Genomic DNA, 18,083 nt, shown 5'->3' on the forward strand with positions numbered 1-18,083 from the left:
GCCTTTTCATGAATGAGTTATCATGTTAAGGTAAAAAAGATAAAAGCAATCGCTTTGTATCTCTTAAATATTTTTGGGGAGAATTGGAATGATGAATTTTTGCAACCAAATCCACCAGCGTTTACAACAACGCAATATCAATACGCGCGTTTTTATGGGCGCATCGGGCATTATTGTGGCTATTTTGGCATTTGCGGTACTGGCACCAAAATGGGCAGATGCCACGTTTAAACATTTACAATCCATGATTGTGGACAATGCCAGTTGGTACTACATTTTAACGGTTGCCATTATTTTATTGACCACTGTTTATTTGGGAATTTCGCGCTATGGCAATATCAAATTAGGCTTAGACCATTCCAAACCTGAATACAGCAATTTTTCATGGTTTGCTATGCTGTTTTCGGCAGGCATGGGGATTGGTTTGATGTTTTTTGGTGTGGCTGAACCTGTGATGCACTTTTTGTCACCACCATTGGGACAAGGTGGCGATGTTCAGGCAGCCAGACAAGCAATGCGTTTGACGTTTTTCCATTGGGGCTTACACGCTTGGGCGATTTATGCCATTGTGGCATTGATTTTGGCATTTTTTGCTTATCGGCATCATTTGCCATTGACGTTACGTTCTGCGCTGTATCCGTTAATTGGCGAAAGGATTTACGGCAAATGGGGTGATATAATGGATATTTTCGCGGTGGTGGGGACGCTGTTTGGTGTGGCGACTTCGCTCGGTTATGGCGTATTGCAAGTGAATACGGGGCTGAATTATCTGTTTCCAAACTTAATTTCGGTTAATGTTCCGACACAAATTGTGCTGATTATTGCGGTAACGGGTTTGGCGACATGGTCGGTGGTCAGCGGTTTGGATAAAGGTGTGAAATTTTTGTCTGAATTAAATTTGGGGTTGGCAGTGCTGTTGCTGTTTTTTGTACTGATAACGGGTTCTACTATATTTTTATTACAGGCTTTTGTACAAAATGTGGGGCATTATGCATCTAATATTGTCAGCATGACTTTCAATATGTATGCCTACGAAAAAACCACGTGGTTTGGCGGTTGGACGATTTTGTATTGGGGTTGGTGGTTGAGTTGGTCGCCATTTGTGGGGTTGTTTATTGCGAAAATTTCGCATGGTCGTACGATTCGTCAATTTGTAACTGGCGTACTGCTTGTACCGACTGGTTTTACCTTTTTGTGGATGACAGTATTTGGTAACACGGCAATTGACATGATTTTAAATAAACACATTCATCAATTGGGTGAAATTGTGAATAAAGACGTATCATTGGCTTTATTTGCGATGTTTGAACATCTACCATTTTCTACCGTTTTAACCAGTGTGGGTTTGTTGATGGTGGTGGTATTTTTCGTAACCTCGGCAGATTCGGGCGCGTTGGTCATGGATATGTTGTGCGCCAATGGTCAAGGCAGCAAAGGCGTGGGTTATCGGATTTATTGGTCATCTGGTGCAGGTGTGGTGGCAATTGTGCTTCTGTTGGTGGGCGGATTGGGTGCGTTGCAAACCATGACAATTGCAAGTGCATTACCATTTGTAACCGCATTGATGGTGGCAATGTATGGATTGATGAAAGCGTTGTACATTGATGCACAAAAAATGGAAGTACAACAATTGAGTTTAACCACGCCTTTACCTGCAATGGGCAGCGGTGCATGGCGTGAACGTTTACACGTCATCATGGATTTTCCCAATCATGAACGTGTGAGCCAATTTATTGACAGCACGGTACACGAGGCCTGTCAAGAAGTGTGTGATGAATTACAACATAATGGCGTAGAAGCACAAGTGAGTAGTCATAAGTCGGGTAATGTGGTATTAAGTATTCCAGCACAGCAGCCTGAAGATTTGCCATTCACTTACAAAGTAAAAATGGTGGCTTACGTCAAACCTACTGTTTCACAACAATATTTACACGCGCAAGACGCACCCGAAGAGCATAAATATTACCGCGCCGAAGTGCATCTAACTCAAGGTGGACAAGATTACGACATCATGGCATGGAGTAAAGAAGGTGTAATTAATGATATTATTCAGCAATATCATACGCATATGCACTTTTTGCATCGGATTCGTTGATGGATTTTCAGGCTGCTCTTTTATTTTAGGATAATCATATGATTAAAATTAAAAATCTAAATTTTCATTACGATAACCGCCAAGTTTTACATGATATTAATGTGGAATTGAGTGCAGGCAGCATCACGGGATTGATTGGGCCAAACGGTGCAGGCAAATCTACGTTGATGCGCTGCATGGCGGGACTGGAGCAGCCTACCGATGGTATGGTATTACTCAATGGCACACCGATTTTGGACAATCCACGTAAGAGCTTTGCACAATTGGGTTATCTGCCTGATATCTTTGGGCTGCCTGAAGGTTTGACGGTGGTACAATGTTTGACTTACGCGGCAAAATCTCGTGGTTTACCTGACAATCAGTTGGCACAAGCCGTGAGTGAAACACTGCAACTGTTGGGTTTAAGCAACAAAGTTTACGAAAAAGTGAATGCGTTATCGCGTGGACAAAAACAACGCGTAGGCATCGGACAAGTGATTGTACATCAACCTAAATTTCTGCTACTGGACGAACCCGCAAGCGGTCTTGACCCTGAAGCACGGCACGAATTATCGTTGCTGTTGCTGAAACTCAAGACACAGGGCATGACAATGCTGGTTTCTAGCCATATTTTGTCGGAGCTGGACGAATATTGTACGCATATGTTGGTGATTAAAAACGGACAAATTCAAGCGCATCAAGCCTTACACGATGAACAACAAAATTCACATCAAACCTTATTACTCAAATTTTTCAGGCTGCCTGAAAACGGCATCAATCAAATTCAACAAATTGATTTAATTAAAAATATAGAATCAAAACCCGATGGCGTTTGGGTACAATTGGCACAAGGTGAAAATAATCGTGTGGCGTTGATTCGGGAATTGGTGGCGCGAGATTTACCGCTTTCGGAAGTGCAAACGGTCAAAACTTCACTGTTACAAAGTTATCAAGACAGCCTGAATATTCGTAAAGGATAATAAAATGATTGAAAACATTAAATTACCTAAAATTTATGTCAACGCAGAATTTCAGCGTTTGTGGTGGACAAATGTGAGTGGTGGTTTGCTGATGGGCGTGTTGCTGATATACGCGTTGTTTATCAGCGCAAAAGAAAGCAACGATTGGGGATATTTAAAGGCAATCGGTTGGGGAGGTATGTTTATTTCAGGAGTGGTTACCTATTTTTTGATAGAACGCAGCCTGAAACAAGATGTGGAATCCAATGCGTTTGACCAATTGCGAATGTCGTCTTTGTCACCATGGCAAATGGTATATTCACGGATTTTGGTTGCACCGTTATTGGCTTGGGTGGGTTTTTTGGTGGGTTGGGTATTGTTAATCGCAGCATTTGTGTTGTCTACTACTCTGGTTGATAATAATTCGTGGAATAATAATGTGCTACTGACTTTGCTGGCGTTTCCTTTGCTGGCGTGGGCGTTTGCGTGTATGGTGTTGACCAATGCACTGCAATTTGGACGCGGTTTACGACAATGGTCAGGTTCAGCCATTCAGTTTATTTTGATGTTATTGATTAATATGATATTTCTTAATTATCTAAATTTTGATCCATTAAAAAATTTATTGTGGTCATCGGACGAGACTTATAACATTCTACAATTTTGGTTTAGGAACGTGTTGTTGGCAATTTTTGCGAGTGTGGCGGTCAATTCGGCAATGGCACAACGTCTGCATTTAAAATCGGCACATGGCGTGTTTTTAGTATTGAGTTTACTGTCGCCGCTATTATTTTCGTGGAATTTTACCAATGTAGACACCATGGCAAAGACGCTGGTGTTATGCTACGGCTGTGCAACGATTGTGTCTATTTTGACACAAAATAATTTTCATTTAGCGCAAGGTTTTGCGGAATTAAAACAAGGGCGTTTCAGGCTGCCTGCTTGGGTGGTGTTGTTTCCATTGGGTTTGTTGGTGGCATTGCCGCTGGACGTGAATATGGCTAAACTGTATTTATTGCAGATAGGGGGATTACTGGCGTTGGTGTGGATTTTTGCGCGGTTAAAATTGCGTTATCAAGCGATTACGATGGCGATGATGGTATATTTGTTTGGGTTCTGCTTTTTATTATTGATTTATCCTTGATAAAATACCAGCGTTCAAAAAGTACAAACAAGCACAAGGTACGGTGCAACGCCACATTTTTTGAACAATTTAAATCATGTTTTCAGGCTGCCTGTTGTATTTTTTTGTACAATAAGCAGCCTGAAATTTTTTTAATTGACTTGAAAGAGAATAAAATGATTAATATCAATACATTGCGAAATATGAAAACCAACGGTGACAAAATTGCCATGCTCACTTGCTACGATGCCAGTTTTGCAGCGTTGATGAATCGTGCTGGCGTGGATATGCTGTTGATTGGCGATTCACTGGGTATGGCGGTACAAGGCAAATCGTCTACGCTACCCGTTACGCTGGACGAAATGTGCTACCACACCGCCGCCGTGTCGCGTGGCAACACCCACGCCATGATTGTGGCGGATTTGCCATTTGGCGCATACCAAAAAAGCAAAGAGCAAGCATTTGAAGCAGCAGCCAAATTAATGGCAGCAGGCGCACACATGGTCAAATTAGAAGGCGGAGCAGTTATGGCACAAACCACCCAATTTTTGCAAGAACGTGCCATTCCCGTTTGTGCCCATATCGGTTTGACGCCACAATATGTGAATGTGTTTGGCGGCTACAAAGTACAAGGGCGTGGTGATGCCGCCGCCGCAATATTGGCAGATGCACACGCCCATGAGCGTGCAGGTGCTGCAATGATTTTAATGGAATGCGTTCCCAATGAATTGGCTCGACAGATTACAGAATCGGTAAAATGTCCCACAATTGGCATTGGTGCTGGGGTAGATACTGATGGGCAAGTTTTGGTAATGCATGATATGTTGGGCGTTTTCAATGGCAAAACCGCGAAATTTGTGAAAAACTTTATGGACGGACAAACCAGTATTCAGGCTGCTGTAGAAAGTTACGTTCACGCCGTGAAAGACAAAAGTTTTCCAAGTGCTGAATTCACATTTGGTGATTAATCAATCCAATCACAGGATAAAATCATGCAAAACTACATTACCCAAATCGCGCAACAAGCCAAAGCCGCCTTTTACGAATTGGCAAACGCCGACAGCGCAGCCAAAAATTTCGCTCTGTTGCGTTTAGCTGAATTGATTGGCGAACATGAATCTGCTCTGCTGGCTGCCAATGCACAAGATATTGAATTAGCAAAACAAAAAAATTTATCAGATGCCATGATTGACCGTTTGAAAATCAGTTCAGGCAGCCTGAAAAACATGATTGACGGTTTACAACAAATCGCTGCTTTGCCTGATCCGATTGGTGAAATGGACGAATTTCGTTTGCGCCCCAATGGGTTACGCATCGGTAAAATGCGCGTACCGCTTGGCGTCATTGGCATGATTTACGAAGCACGTCCAAATGTAACCATTGACGCAGCGGCATTGTGTTTAAAATCGGGCAATGCCTGCATATTGCGTGGGGGCAGTGAAGCTTTTAGCAGCAATATGGCGTTAGCAAAATTAATTAAACAGGCGTTAAAAGAAGCTAAACTGCCTGAAAATGCAGTATGTTTTGTAGAAAATACTGACCGCGAAAGTGTAGGTGCAATGCTGCAAGCAGTTGATTTAATTGATGTGATTATTCCACGTGGTGGCAAAAATTTGGTGGCACGAGTTACCGAGCAAGCGCGTGTGCCTGTGATTAAGCATTTGGACGGCATTTGCCACATTTATGTGGACGAGTCCGCCGACAGCAACAAAGCAATTAATATTGTGTTCAACGCCAAAACATCGCGTTGCGGTACGTGTAACACAGTAGAAACGCTGCTGATTCATCAAAATCGTGCGGCAGAGTTATTGCCTAACATTGCGGCAAAATTAGCCGAGAAAAACGTGGAAATGCGTGGCTGCGAGCGTACGCGCGAAATTTTGCCCGATATTCAGGCAGCCTGCGAAGAAGATTGGGCAACCGAATATTTGGCGTTGATTTTGTCAATTAAGATTGTAGATGATTTTGGTGCGGCAGTTTCACATATTAATCAATATGGTAGTCATCACACCGACAGCATCATCACCGAAAATTACACGCGTGCAAACCAATTTTTGCGCTTAGTAGACAGTGCAAGTGTCATGGTCAATGCGTCCACGCGTTTTGCTGATGGTTTTGAATATGGTTTGGGTGCTGAAATCGGTATTTCTACCGATAAAATTCATGTACGAGGTCCTGTGGGTTTGCATGGTTTGACCTCACAAAAATGGGTGGTGTTAGGCGATGGTCAAATCCGCTAATTTGTTTTCAGGCAGCCTGAATATTTATTATTTTGTTTATTTATTATTATGAAAACTCCTGTAATAGATACTAAATTAATCAATACATTACCTGTTTTCCTAAGCTGTACACTGATTTCGCTGTGGGTGTACTTCACGAACGACAACAACGCCGCGCCTGCATTGATGCTGGGCATTATTGCAGGCGGATTGGTGGATTTGGACAACGGTTTAACTGGAAAATTAAAAAATTTGCTGTTTACGTTGTTGACGTTTGCGATATCGTCTTTGTCGGTGCAAATGGCGTTTCACAGCGCAGTGGGCTTGACGCTGACATTTACTGTGTTGGCGTTTGTGTTCACTTATGTGGGGGCGGCTGGTGTACGGTTTCGGACGATTGCATTTGGCACGTTGGCGGTGGCGATTTATACCACACTGACCCATAATCCACACGCAGCTTGGTATTTGAATACCATTATGATTTTATTGGGAACTTTGGTTTACAGTGCATTGGCGGTATTGATACACGTTGCCTTTCCGCACCGCCCTGTACAGGAGAATATGGCGAATGCGTATGACAGTTTGGCGCGTTATTTGAATGCGAAAGCCGAGTTTTTTAATCCCGATGAAATTGACCAATTGGCACAACAGCAAACGCAATTGGCAATGTTAAATAGTCAAGTAAGTCAAACATTTAATCAATGTCGCAGCGCGTTATTTTACCGAATGCGCGGACAACATCGCCATCCACGCACGGCGCGAATGCTGCATTATTATTTTGTTGCACAAGATATTCATGAACGCATTAGCTCCAGTCATGTGGATTATCAAACGTTTGCGCGAGAAATGGAACACACTGATTTCATTTTTAGAATTAGATGGTTACTTACACAACAAGCCCATGCGTGTCGTGATGTGGCACAAGCCTTACGCAATAATCATGAATATATGATTGATGAAAAAATCAATCGTGCCACATCGGGCGCATATCAATCATTAAAATATTATTCGGAGAAAAATCAAAATATTGATATGCAATCCATTCGCCGATTATTGGACAATGTGAGCTGTGTAACGTATCAGCTTTCGCATCTTGCCAATCCACAACTTGATGATTATGCAATACATTCTGACAAAACACGCATTTATGCACCCGAACAAAATAATTGGCGGCATGTTTCAGGCAGCCTGAAACAACATTTCACGGTTAAATCATCGATTTTTCGTCATGCGGTGCGCATGGCGATGGTAGCGTTTGTGTGTGTGATTGTGATTCAATTGATTCACGCGCTGGGTTTGAATCAAAATGATTTGAGTGCAGGATTTTGGATTTTGCTAACGGCGGTTTTCGTCTGTCAACCCAACTACTCCACGACACAAAGCCGTGTTATTGAACGAATTATCGGTACGGCTGGTGGCGTACTGGTTGGTTCAACTTTGCCGTTGTTGAGTGTGGGGCTGGCGGATAAATTGGTGGTAGCGAGTTTGGCGACCGTGCTGTTTTTCTTTTTCCGTACCCACAAATACCGATTTTCCACTTTTTTCATTACTATTCAAGCATTAACGGGATTTTCCATTATTGGATTAGACATTGCACATTTTTTCTGGGCACGACTTTTGGACACGATTATTGGCGCAGGCATTGCGGGCGTGGCGGTTTACCATTTGTGGCCTGATTGGAAATATGTTTCGCTGGAGCGCATCGCAGTATCTGCTGTACACAGCAATGCTGGTTATTTATCTGCCGTATTAAATGAATTAGAACAAGGAATTAGTGATGATGTACAATACCGTTTAGCACGGCGAAACAGTTACGACCAAGCTGCCACATTGTCCAGTATCGTGTCGGACTTGGCAAGCGAACCCAATAAACACGGCGAACGCGTCCAAACAGGATTTTCTTTGCTCAATACGCATTATTCTTTGATTAGCCATATTGCGGCGTTGGGGGCGTATCGTGATAAAATGGTGCGCGATAATAGTGAATTTTTACAACAATTTAATATAATCAGCCATCAAATCATCAATTTATTGGAAAAATTAGCAGATTTGTCATATGATGATTTTCAGGCTGCCTATACGCCTATTCAAGAAAATTTAACCCGATTGTCGCAATTATTTTCGCCCAATCACCACGAACAAAATCAGATTTTATGGCAACAAATGAGTGCAATTAGCAATTTATTGCCACATTATTATCAAGCGTTGCACCATACTTTCAGGCAGCCTGAAAATACACATTCTTCTTTACAGAAAGTAATCCTATGAATGCACAACATATTGGCAATATTTTCATTATTTCTGCCGCATCTGGAACAGGCAAAACCACGTTGGTATCGCGCCTGACGCATCATTATGACACGATTCGCGTTGCGGTATCACACACCACGCGCCCACCACGCGAAGGAGAACAGCATGGTAAACAGTATTACTTTGTTTCGCCTGAAAAATTTATGCAATTGGTCGGAGACGGGGTGTTTTTGGAACACGCGCAAGTATTTGGCAATTATTATGGCACAAGTATGTTGGAAGTCCGTGAATTAATTAACAAAGGTGTTGATGTGATTTTGGAAATTGATGTGCAAGGTGCAACGCAAATTCGCCAAGCCTTACCCAATGCCATTAGCATTTTCATTCTGCCACCATCGCTTGCGGTGCTGGAAGAACGCCTGCGTAAACGCAAAACCGATAGCGAAGATGTGATTGTGCGCCGACTCAACGAAGCGCGTCATGAAATTCAACAAGCCATTGAATTTGATTATATTGTGGTCAACAATGATTTGGTAGAAACCGAAAATCATTTGTTGAGCATTATTCGTTCACAACGTTTCAGGCAGCCTTTACAAATGGAAACCATTGAAAAAATTTTAAAAAATCAGTAGAATCCGTCCAGCATTATTTTATTTTTTGACTGAAGAAAGAAACAAAATGTCTCGTATTACTGTAGAAGATTGCATCAGCAAAATTCCCAATCATTTTGATTTGACTTTGGCGGCGGCACGCCGTGCGCGCCAATTGGAAAATGGCACGTCGCCTTTGATTGACGATGTCCGCAACAACAAAGCAACTGTAACCGCATTACGGGAAATTGCTGCAGGACAAATTGGTGCAGAAATTTTGGCGCGTAATAAATAAATCCTCTTTTTTCAGGCTGCCTTTTTTGTATTGAATGCAATTAAGGCAGCCTGAATCCTTTGGTAAACGGATAATGAATATACAACAACAAAAAATTACTTTGGTTGCAGCATTGGCAGAAAATCGCGTAATTGGTATGAATAATGACATTCCATGGCATATTCCCGAAGATTTTGCTTTTTTTAAACAATATACTTCTCACAAACCCGTGATTATGGGACGCAATACTTGGGAAAGTTTACCGCGCAAACCTTTGCCCAATCGCCGCAATATGGTGATTGACTTTGAACCAGTGGCGTTATCGGGAGCGGAAGTGTTTACCAGTCTTCAGGCTGCCTTTGATGCGTGCGCTGATGAACCTGAAGTGATTGTGATGGGAGGGGGGCAGATTTATGCGTTGGCATTGCCTTTTGCCACGGATTTGCGTTTGACGGAAATCAAATTATCACCACAAGGAACGGTATTTTTTCCAGAATTCAGCTTGACTCAATGGCAAGAAATGTCGCGTCAATCGCATCAAAGTATCAATGGTGTGGCGTTTGATTTTGTGCATTATGTGCGAATTTAATCCAATCCCAACACTGCCATAATATGTTGATTATCATTGGTAAAATATGGCACTAAACGAAATGCCATCACACCAAATGAATAAGATAACGCAAAAACTTCAGGCAGCCTGAAAATCATCTTTCAGGCTGCCTGAAGTTATTTTGATTGAAAAATCAAATTATTCTGCTTGTTGTTCGGGTTGTTCCAGCAAAGCTTTCATAGACAAACGCACACGACCGCGCTCATCTACTTCCAATGCTTTCACTGTCACGGTTTGACCCACTTGCAGATAATCACTCACATTTTTCACACGCTCGTGAGTGATTTGGCTGATATGCACCAAACCGTCTTTCCCTGGCATAATGGTAACAATTGCACCAACATTATTGTCTAGCAACTTAACCACTTGACCTTCATATACTTTTCCGACTTCCACTTCAGCCGTAATCATTTCAATACGCGCTTTAGCGGCTTCACCCGCTTCGGCGGTTGTGGCAGCAATGGTTACCACGCCATCATCAGCGATGTTGATTTCAGTGTTGGTTTCAGCGGTAATGGCACGAATGGTTTCCCCTCCTTTACCGATGACTTCACGGATTTTATCAGGGTTAATTTTCATGGTATACAAACGTGGCGCGTGTTGCGACAATTCTTGCGGACCTTCTACGGCGGCTTGCATTTGCGTCAAAATATGCAAACGTGCTTCTTTGGCTTGTGCCAACGCGATTTGCATAATTTCTTTGGTAATACCTTGAATTTTAATGTCCATTTGTAAAGCAGTAACGCCTTCTGTTGTTCCTGCCACTTTGAAATCCATGTCGCCTAAATGGTCTTCATCGCCCAAAATGTCGGTCAATACGGCAAACTTATTGTCTTCCAAAATCAAACCCATTGCCACGCCAGCAACGTGCGCTTTCAATGGTACACCAGCCGACAATAAGCTTAAGCAACCACCGCAAACAGATGCCATGGAAGATGAGCCATTGGATTCGGTAATTTCAGAAACCACGCGCATGGTGTAGTTGAAATCTTCGGGTTTAGGCAATACTGCAACCAAAGCACGTTTTGCCAAACGACCGTGTCCAATTTCGCGGCGTTTGGGTGCGCCCACGCGACCGACTTCGCCAGTTGAGTACGGTGGGAAATTGTAGTGCAACATAAAGCGATCAGTGTATTCGCCACTCAACGCATCAATAATTTGTTCATCGCGAGATGTACCCAAAGTTGCCACTGCCAACGCTTGTGTTTCGCCGCGTGTGAATAAAGCAGAGCCGTGCGTGCGTGGTAACACATTGGTTTGAATATTGATTGGGCGAACGGTGCGTGTGTCTCGTCCGTCAATGCGTGGTTGTCCTGCCAAAATTTGACCGCGTACCACTTCTGCTTCTAAATGTTTGAAAATGCCTTTGATTTCGTTTTTAGCTAATGTATCGGTTTCTTCGGTAATCAATGCAGCTTCAACAGCAGCCCATGCTTCATCCAATTTGGCAGAACGTGCTTGTTTAGAGCGAATTTTGAATGCTTCAGCAATCAGGCTGCCTGAAATATCTTTGATTTTAGCGACTAAATCGTTGTTGGTTTCGGGGGCTTTCCAGTCCCACAATTCTGGATTAACCATGCTGGCTAATTCGTTGATGGCGGCAATCACGGTTTGCATTTGTTCATGACCATACACCACCGCGCCCAACATCACATCTTCAGGCAAAATATTGGCTTCAGATTCAACCATTAACACCGCAGATTCTGTACCTGCCACAACCAAATCCAATTGAGAACGGTGCATTTGGTGTTTGGTTGGATTCAAAACATAAGTGTCGTTGATGTAGCCCACACGCGCCGCACCAATCGGGCCCGCAAATGGCACACCACTCAACACCAATGCCGCAGATGCGCCAATCATCGCAGGAATATCACTATCAATTTCAGGGTCGCACGAAATCACCATCGCCACAATTTGAATATCGTGATAAAAACCTTCAGGGAACAATGGACGAATTGGACGATCAATTAAGCGACTGGTTAAAATTTCTTTTTCGCTTTGTTTGCTTTCACGTTTGAAGAAACCGCCAGGAATTTTACCTGCGGCGTAAGTACGTTCAAAATAATCTACGGTTAAAGGGAAAAAGTCTTGACCTTCTTTCACGTCTTTATTGGTTGTAACCGCCACCAATACAACAGTATCACCCATAGACACTTTCACAGCCGCCGCCGCTTGACGTGCGATTTCACCTGTTTCCAGTGTAACTTGTTGATTACCATATCGGAATGTCTTAACGTGTTTATTAAACATATTGAATCCTAATTGAGTCTTAATAGAAAAACCCGCCGCTAAAACACTAATGATGCACACTGAATTAAACGCAAAATGTGCATGGTTAGGGTTTCAGACGGACAAGGTTGGTTGATAAAGATGTGAATTTTAACAGGACTACGCGTCTAATGAAACACATTCACAAACATCATTGTATTCAGGTTGCCTAATTGTGCACGACAAAAATGGTTTGAATGCGGTGGACGTGATTGCCTTGTCGTATTTTAAATTTATTCAAATAATTCAAAAAAGGTAGATTTATCAGGTAAAATCCTGTTTTTTAAACCCTGTCGCAATTGCCACAGAAGAACAAATTTGTTTTCAGGCTGCCTGAAAACAAATGGTTACGGAGAATCCATTTATGAGTAAAAATCAACCCAAATCCAAACGCGAATTCCGCGATGGCATCAGCAAAAAAGTCAAACCTAAAAAATCATTTTCAGGCAGCCTGAACAAGAAAAAACGTCCTGAATCCCATGTCATTGAATCATCTCGTTTAGCGCATCATGCAAATCAACAAATTGAGCCAAAAGAAAAAAATAACAATACACCCAAAAATCGTACCAGCAAAGCGCGTAAATTAGTTGTGCGTGCGCCAAATCAAAAAATTCAACAACATGTCCAACAATTGAAAGAAAAACGCACCGATTTATCACGAATTCAGCCTGAACGCCTACAAAAAGTGCTGGCTGCATCGGGAGTCGGTTCGCGCCGCGAAATGGAGGAGTGGATTAACAATGGTTGGGTGCAAGTCAATGGACACGTAGCGCGACTCGGCGAAAAAATCACGCCCAACGACCAAGTTACCATTAAGGGCAACGCGATTAAATTAAAATGGGCGGATCGTTTACCGCGCATTATTTTGTATTACAAACAAGAAGGCGAAATCGTCAGCCGCGATGACCCACAAGGACGAATCAGCATTTTTGATCGTTTGCCACAGGCAGCAAGTTCGCGTTGGGTGGCGATTGGGCGACTGGACATCAATACAAGTGGTTTGTTGATTTTGACGACTTCGGGCGAATTGGTGCAGCGTTTTGCGCACCCAAGTTTTGAGGTAGAACGCGAATACGCGGTACGCGTGTTGGGTGAATTGACCCCTGAACAATTAAACGCTTTGAGTGAGGGCGTGATGCTGGAAGACGGTTTGGCAAAAGTGGAACGCATTTACGAGCAAGGCGGCGAGGGCGTAAACAAATGGTACAACGTTATCATCAAAGAAGGCCGCAACCGCGAAGTACGCCGTTTATTTGAAAGTCAAGGGTTGACGGTCAGCCGTTTGGTGCGTGTGGGTTTTGGGCCAATCGGGTTGCCCAATCGTTTGAAACGCGGTCAATTTTATGAACTCAATCCAATGGAAGTGGCAAATATTATGAAATGGGCTGATATGTTGTTACCAGGGGAACGTAAGCGCAGGCAATAATTAGCAGGCAGCCTGAAAACTTGTTTTCCCAATAATCTGCCCCATTTAACAAAAATATTTCTCAACAATGGAAACCAATCATGACCAATATTTTATTGAATTTAGACCACGAGCCACGTTTCAACGATATTCGCGTGGACGACATCAAACCTGCCCTACAAACCGCCATCGCCCAAGCCCGTGAACAAATCGCGCAAATCAAAACACAATCTGAAATCACTTGGCGCAACACGGTAGAAAAATTAACCGATATTACTGAAAAAGTTGGGCGCATTTGGGGCGTGGTGGCGCATTTAAATTCGGTGGTAGACACGCCCGAACTTCGCGCGGTTTACAACGAATTGATGCCCGAAGTAACCGTATTTTTCACGGAAATCGGACAAGATATTGAATTATACGAACGTTTCAAAGCCATTAAAAATTCGCCTGAATTTGCTAAATTGGACGCAGCACAACAAACCAAATTGGCAAATGATTTACGCGATTTTGTGTTGAGTGGCGCAGAATTACCACCCGAACAACAAGCAGAATTTGCCCAATTGCAAACCGAATCCGCACAATTATCCGCACAATTTTCGCAAAATGTGTTGGACGCAACAGACGCATTTGCGCTTTATTTTGATGAAGATGCGCTTTCAGGCAGCCTGAAAGGTATTCCTGAAGATGCGCTTGGAATGTTTCAGGCAGCCGCGCAAGCAGAAGGCAAATCAGGCTACAAAGTAGGCTTGCAAATGCCACACTACATCGCCGTGATGACCTACGCCGACAACCGCGAATTGCGCGAACAGGTGTACCACGCCTACGCCACACGTGCTAGCGAATTGGGTAAGGCCGAATGGGACAACACCGCCATCATCAACCGCACATTAGAAATCGCACTTGCAGAAGCCAAATTATTGGGCTACCAAAATTATGCTGAATTGTCGCTCGTAACCAAAATGGCGGAAACACCTAAACAAGTATTGAATTTTTTACGTGATTTAGCTCAACGCGCCAAACCATTTGCCCAAAAAGATTTGGCAGAGGTACGCGAATTTGCCGCGAAAAACTTAGGGCTGCCTGAAATCCAATCGTGGGATTTGGCGTATGCCAGCGAAAAATTACGCGAAGCCAAATACGCATTTTCTGAAACCGAAGTTAAAAAATATTTCCCTGCCAGCAAAGTGTTATCAGGATTATTTTCGCAAATCAATAAGTTGTATGGTGTGAATTTGATGGAGAAAAAAGTCTCCGTATGGCACGAAGACGTGCGCTATTTTGAATTAGAAAAAGACGGTGCAATCATCGGCGCGGTGTACATGGATTTGTATGCACGCGAAGGCAAACGCGGTGGTGCATGGATGAATGATTATCGCGGGCGCAGACGCTTTTTATCAGGTGAAAAAAAATCAGAAATTCAAACACCCACTGCATATTTGGTATGCAATTTCACGCCACCTGTGGCGGGCAAAGAAGCACGTTTGTCGCACGATGAAATCATTACGCTGTTTCATGAAATGGGACACGGTTTGCACCATTTATTGACACGCGTGGACGAATTGGGCGTGAGTGGCATCAATGGTGTGGAATGGGACGCAGTGGAATTACCCAGTCAATTTATGGAGAATTTTGTTTGGGAATACAATGTATTGCGTGAAATGTCTGAACATGAAGATTCAGGCGAAACGCTGCCTGAAAGTTTGTTTAACAAAATGTTGGCAGCAAAAAATTTCCAACGTGGTATGTTTTTGGTGCGCCAAATGGAATTTGCACTGTTTGATATGTTGATTTACAGCGAAAGCAACGAAAGCAGCCTGAAAAATTGGGCGGAAGTGTTACAGAAAGTTCGCGCAGAAGTTGCGGTCGTGCAACCGCCTGAATACAACCGTTTCGCCAACAGTTTCGGGCATATTTTTGCAGGTGGCTACTCGGCTGGCTATTACAGTTACGCTTGGGCTGAAGTGTTATCGGCAGATGCTTACGCAGCATTTGAAGAAAGCGGTGATGTCAAAACCACAGGCGCAAAATTCTGGAATGAGATTTTAGCGGTAGGTGGTTCTCGAAGCGCGGCAGAATCGTTTAAAGCATTTCGTGGACGTGAACCGAAGATTGATGCATTGTTACGACATTCAGGATTTGATGTTGAGATTGCATAAGCAGTCAATCTCCCAAATCATTGGGCTTCTAAAGCTCCGTGTTTGATATGCTGATTTACAGCGAATCGGATTCAGGCAGCCTGAAAATTTTATCGGGCTGCCTGAAAAATAATCTAACTATTATCAGATTTCAAATTTTTAGGACGATATTGTTCTCTTGGTTGCCATTCTTCAGCTTTGTTATCCATAACAATTTTTAAAGTTCCAAAGCTATTATCAGTCGTTAAATTGTCTAAATTATTATAGACTGTTTGACGACTGGTTTTTTTATATCTTGCAAAATCAGATATGGACATAATATGATATTTCATATACTTACCTTTAAATGTTTGACACTTTCGTAAAACATGGTTACAATATTTTTCACTTGATATAATACAATTTTATTTTAAAGGCATTCAATATGAATAAAGCTATTAACTCCCCATTTCGCTATGCAGGCGGTAAATTTTATGCAAGAAAATTGATTTTAGAATGTATTCCTAATCATAATTGCTACATTGAACCGTTTGTGGGTGGTGGGTCAATTTTCTTTGCTAAAAATAAAGTTCAAAAAAATATTCTCAATGATATTGACCCTGATTTAATTAATACCTATCTCATGATTAGAGATAAACCAAATGAATTGGTAGAATTTTTAAAAGATGAACAAGCATTAAAAGAACGTCATGCTTGGTATAAAAATGAATTTAAACCAAGTAATGACTTGGAGAGAGCAGGACGTTGGTACTATCTCAATCGTACATCGTATTCAGGCATCATGAACCCAAAAAATTGTTATTGGGGATATGGTGATAAATACAGTATGCGACCTGAAAATTGGGGAAGAAACATTTTGCGTACATCACTTAAATTACAAGATGTTCAATTTTTCAATATTGATTTTGAAAAAATTATAGACCAAGCCCCTGATAATGCTTTTCTTTTTATTGATCCCCCTTATTTTAACGCCGACCAAGATAAATTTTACACTTATTCATTTTGTCATGATGACCATTTAAGATTGCAACAATGTTTATTACGCAATCGCCATAGATTAAAATTTCTAATTACCTATGATAATTCATTGGAAATTAGAGAGTTGTACCAGTGGGCACATACGATTGTAGATAAAGAATGGAACTATACAATCAATAGAACAGACGACCAAACTAAATACAAAACTAAAGAAGGACAAAAAACAAATCGCTATAAAGGCAAAGAAATTTTTATTACCAATTATGATTTTGCTATTCAAAATGAATTAAATTTCAATGGTAATTTAGAATTAGTTTTCGCCTAATTCTAATAATTGTTCAATCTCACTAATGTGAAACCAGTTACCTTGTATCACGCTCATATCTTCATCAAAAATAATTTGTGGATAATTAGGGGCTAATGACATTTTAGCTATAATTTCAACCAAATCAAAGCACAAGCTAATGATACAGTACTTTCATAATTACGTTTTAATTTATCGTACCGTGTTGCCAGCGCACGAAAATGCTTTAATCGTGCAAAAGCGTTTTCTACCAAGTGCCTGATTTTATATAAATACCAATCTGTGCCCACATTAAGATGTTCTCTATTTTTCTTATATGGAATATTGGCTTTACTTTGTTTAGACTGAATTAACCGACGAAAAGTATCACTGTCAAAACCCCTATCAGCACACACGGTTTCATTATCACTTAAATCCAATTGTGCCAATAAATCAGGCGCAACAACAATATCATTTACATTACCAGCTGTAATGATAAATTCAATTGGATTACCACAAGCATCAACCGCTAAATGAATTTTAGACGTATGACCACCGATACTCTTACCAACAGCTTGATGCGTAATGGATTGTTTACCCATACCGTGTTGATGAACGCGGATATGGCTACCGTCCATAAAGACCCATTCCATATCGGGTGTATCTACCAAATGTTTGAATAATCGGGTAAAAATACCGCGTTTAGACCAGCGATTGAAACTTTGGTAAAGGCTGTTTGCTTTACCAAAATAACTAGGTATATCAGCCCATTGGCAGCCTGTACGTAAGCGAAATAGGATACCTTCTACTGTTTTGCGTAAATTTTTCTTGCGATAAATGCCAAGCTGTTTCAAAATAGGCAACAGTCTTGACCATGTTTCATTTGTAAGCGTGTTTCGGGACATGGCAAAGGTT

At 41.9% G+C, this 18,083-nt stretch carries 16 protein-coding genes; 12 read left to right on the forward strand and 4 right to left on the reverse strand.

Annotation, left to right across the window (positions count from 1 at the left end):
- Positions 1-88 precede the first annotated feature (88 nt).
- The 9 genes from BWP33_RS04870 (at position 89) to BWP33_RS04910 (ending at position 10,078) form a co-directional block, all read left to right on the forward strand.
- Complete coding sequence (locus BWP33_RS04870; RefSeq protein ID WP_002641676.1) at positions 89-2,095, forward strand: BCCT family transporter; 2,007 nt, start codon at positions 89-91, stop codon at positions 2,093-2,095.
- A 38-nt stretch (positions 2,096-2,133) separates the two neighbouring features.
- A complete protein-coding gene (locus BWP33_RS04875) occupies positions 2,134-3,054 on the forward strand; it encodes an ABC transporter ATP-binding protein (protein ID WP_002641675.1) in 921 nt (306 codons plus the stop codon).
- A gap of 4 nt (positions 3,055-3,058) precedes the next feature.
- Positions 3,059-4,177, forward strand: coding sequence for a hypothetical protein (locus BWP33_RS04880; protein ID WP_002641674.1), 1,119 nt, complete (start codon positions 3,059-3,061; stop codon positions 4,175-4,177).
- 155 nt (positions 4,178-4,332) lie between these two features.
- Entirely contained in the window at positions 4,333-5,124 is a 792-nt protein-coding gene (panB, locus tag BWP33_RS04885) for a 3-methyl-2-oxobutanoate hydroxymethyltransferase (protein WP_002641673.1), read from the forward strand.
- Between the two features lie 24 nt (positions 5,125-5,148).
- Complete coding sequence (locus BWP33_RS04890) at positions 5,149-6,396, forward strand: glutamate-5-semialdehyde dehydrogenase (RefSeq protein ID WP_002641672.1); 1,248 nt, start codon at positions 5,149-5,151, stop codon at positions 6,394-6,396.
- A 48-nt stretch (positions 6,397-6,444) separates the two neighbouring features.
- Positions 6,445-8,643 carry a YccS family putative transporter gene (gene yccS / locus BWP33_RS04895; RefSeq protein ID WP_002641671.1) on the forward strand — a complete coding sequence of 733 codons (2,199 nt, stop codon included), beginning with the start codon at positions 6,445-6,447 and terminating at the stop codon, positions 8,641-8,643.
- On the forward strand, positions 8,640-9,257 hold the full coding sequence (gene gmk, locus BWP33_RS04900; RefSeq protein ID WP_002641670.1) for a guanylate kinase: 618 nt from the start codon (positions 8,640-8,642) through the stop codon (positions 9,255-9,257). Before yccS ends, gmk begins: the two co-directional genes overlap by 4 nt.
- A gap of 46 nt (positions 9,258-9,303) precedes the next feature.
- Complete coding sequence (gene rpoZ / locus BWP33_RS04905; protein WP_002641669.1) at positions 9,304-9,510, forward strand: DNA-directed RNA polymerase subunit omega; 207 nt, start codon at positions 9,304-9,306, stop codon at positions 9,508-9,510.
- Positions 9,511-9,583: 73 nt separating this feature from the next.
- On the forward strand, positions 9,584-10,078 hold the full coding sequence (locus BWP33_RS04910) for a dihydrofolate reductase (protein ID WP_002641668.1): 495 nt from the start codon (positions 9,584-9,586) through the stop codon (positions 10,076-10,078).
- Here BWP33_RS04910 and BWP33_RS13135 read toward each other — a convergent pair.
- A complete protein-coding gene (locus BWP33_RS13135) occupies positions 10,075-10,197 on the reverse strand; it encodes a hypothetical protein (protein ID WP_002641667.1) in 123 nt (40 codons plus the stop codon). The genes BWP33_RS04910 and BWP33_RS13135 overlap by 4 nt on opposite strands.
- A 40-nt stretch (positions 10,198-10,237) precedes the next feature.
- Positions 10,238-12,349: a polyribonucleotide nucleotidyltransferase gene (pnp, locus tag BWP33_RS04915; protein WP_002641666.1), complete on the reverse strand. Its 2,112-nt coding sequence runs from the start codon at positions 12,347-12,349 to the stop codon at positions 10,238-10,240.
- Between the two features lie 382 nt (positions 12,350-12,731).
- On the opposite strand from pnp, the gene BWP33_RS04920 reads away from it, so the two are divergent.
- Both BWP33_RS04920 and BWP33_RS04925 read left to right on the forward strand, forming a co-directional pair.
- A complete protein-coding gene (locus tag BWP33_RS04920; protein WP_002641665.1) occupies positions 12,732-13,793 on the forward strand; it encodes a pseudouridine synthase in 1,062 nt (353 codons plus the stop codon).
- Positions 13,794-13,870: 77 nt separating this feature from the next.
- Complete coding sequence (locus BWP33_RS04925; protein ID WP_211206388.1) at positions 13,871-15,928, forward strand: M3 family metallopeptidase; 2,058 nt, start codon at positions 13,871-13,873, stop codon at positions 15,926-15,928.
- 113 nt (positions 15,929-16,041) lie between these two features.
- Here BWP33_RS04925 and BWP33_RS04930 read toward each other — a convergent pair whose 3' ends face one another.
- On the reverse strand, positions 16,042-16,239 hold the full coding sequence (locus BWP33_RS04930; protein WP_002641663.1) for a hypothetical protein: 198 nt from the start codon (positions 16,237-16,239) through the stop codon (positions 16,042-16,044).
- Positions 16,240-16,331: 92 nt separating this feature from the next.
- Here BWP33_RS04930 and BWP33_RS04935 point away from each other — a divergent pair, with 92 nt between their 5' ends.
- On the forward strand, positions 16,332-17,210 hold the full coding sequence (locus tag BWP33_RS04935) for a DNA adenine methylase (protein WP_002641662.1): 879 nt from the start codon (positions 16,332-16,334) through the stop codon (positions 17,208-17,210).
- 107 nt (positions 17,211-17,317) lie between these two features.
- Here BWP33_RS04935 and BWP33_RS04940 read toward each other — a convergent pair whose 3' ends face one another.
- Entirely contained in the window at positions 17,318-18,073 is a 756-nt protein-coding gene (locus tag BWP33_RS04940; protein ID WP_002641156.1) for an IS5 family transposase, read from the reverse strand.
- Positions 18,074-18,083 lie beyond the last annotated feature (10 nt).

The sequence above is a fragment of the Simonsiella muelleri ATCC 29453 genome (assembly GCF_002951835.1).
Lineage (GTDB): Bacteria > Pseudomonadota > Gammaproteobacteria > Burkholderiales > Neisseriaceae > Simonsiella > Simonsiella muelleri.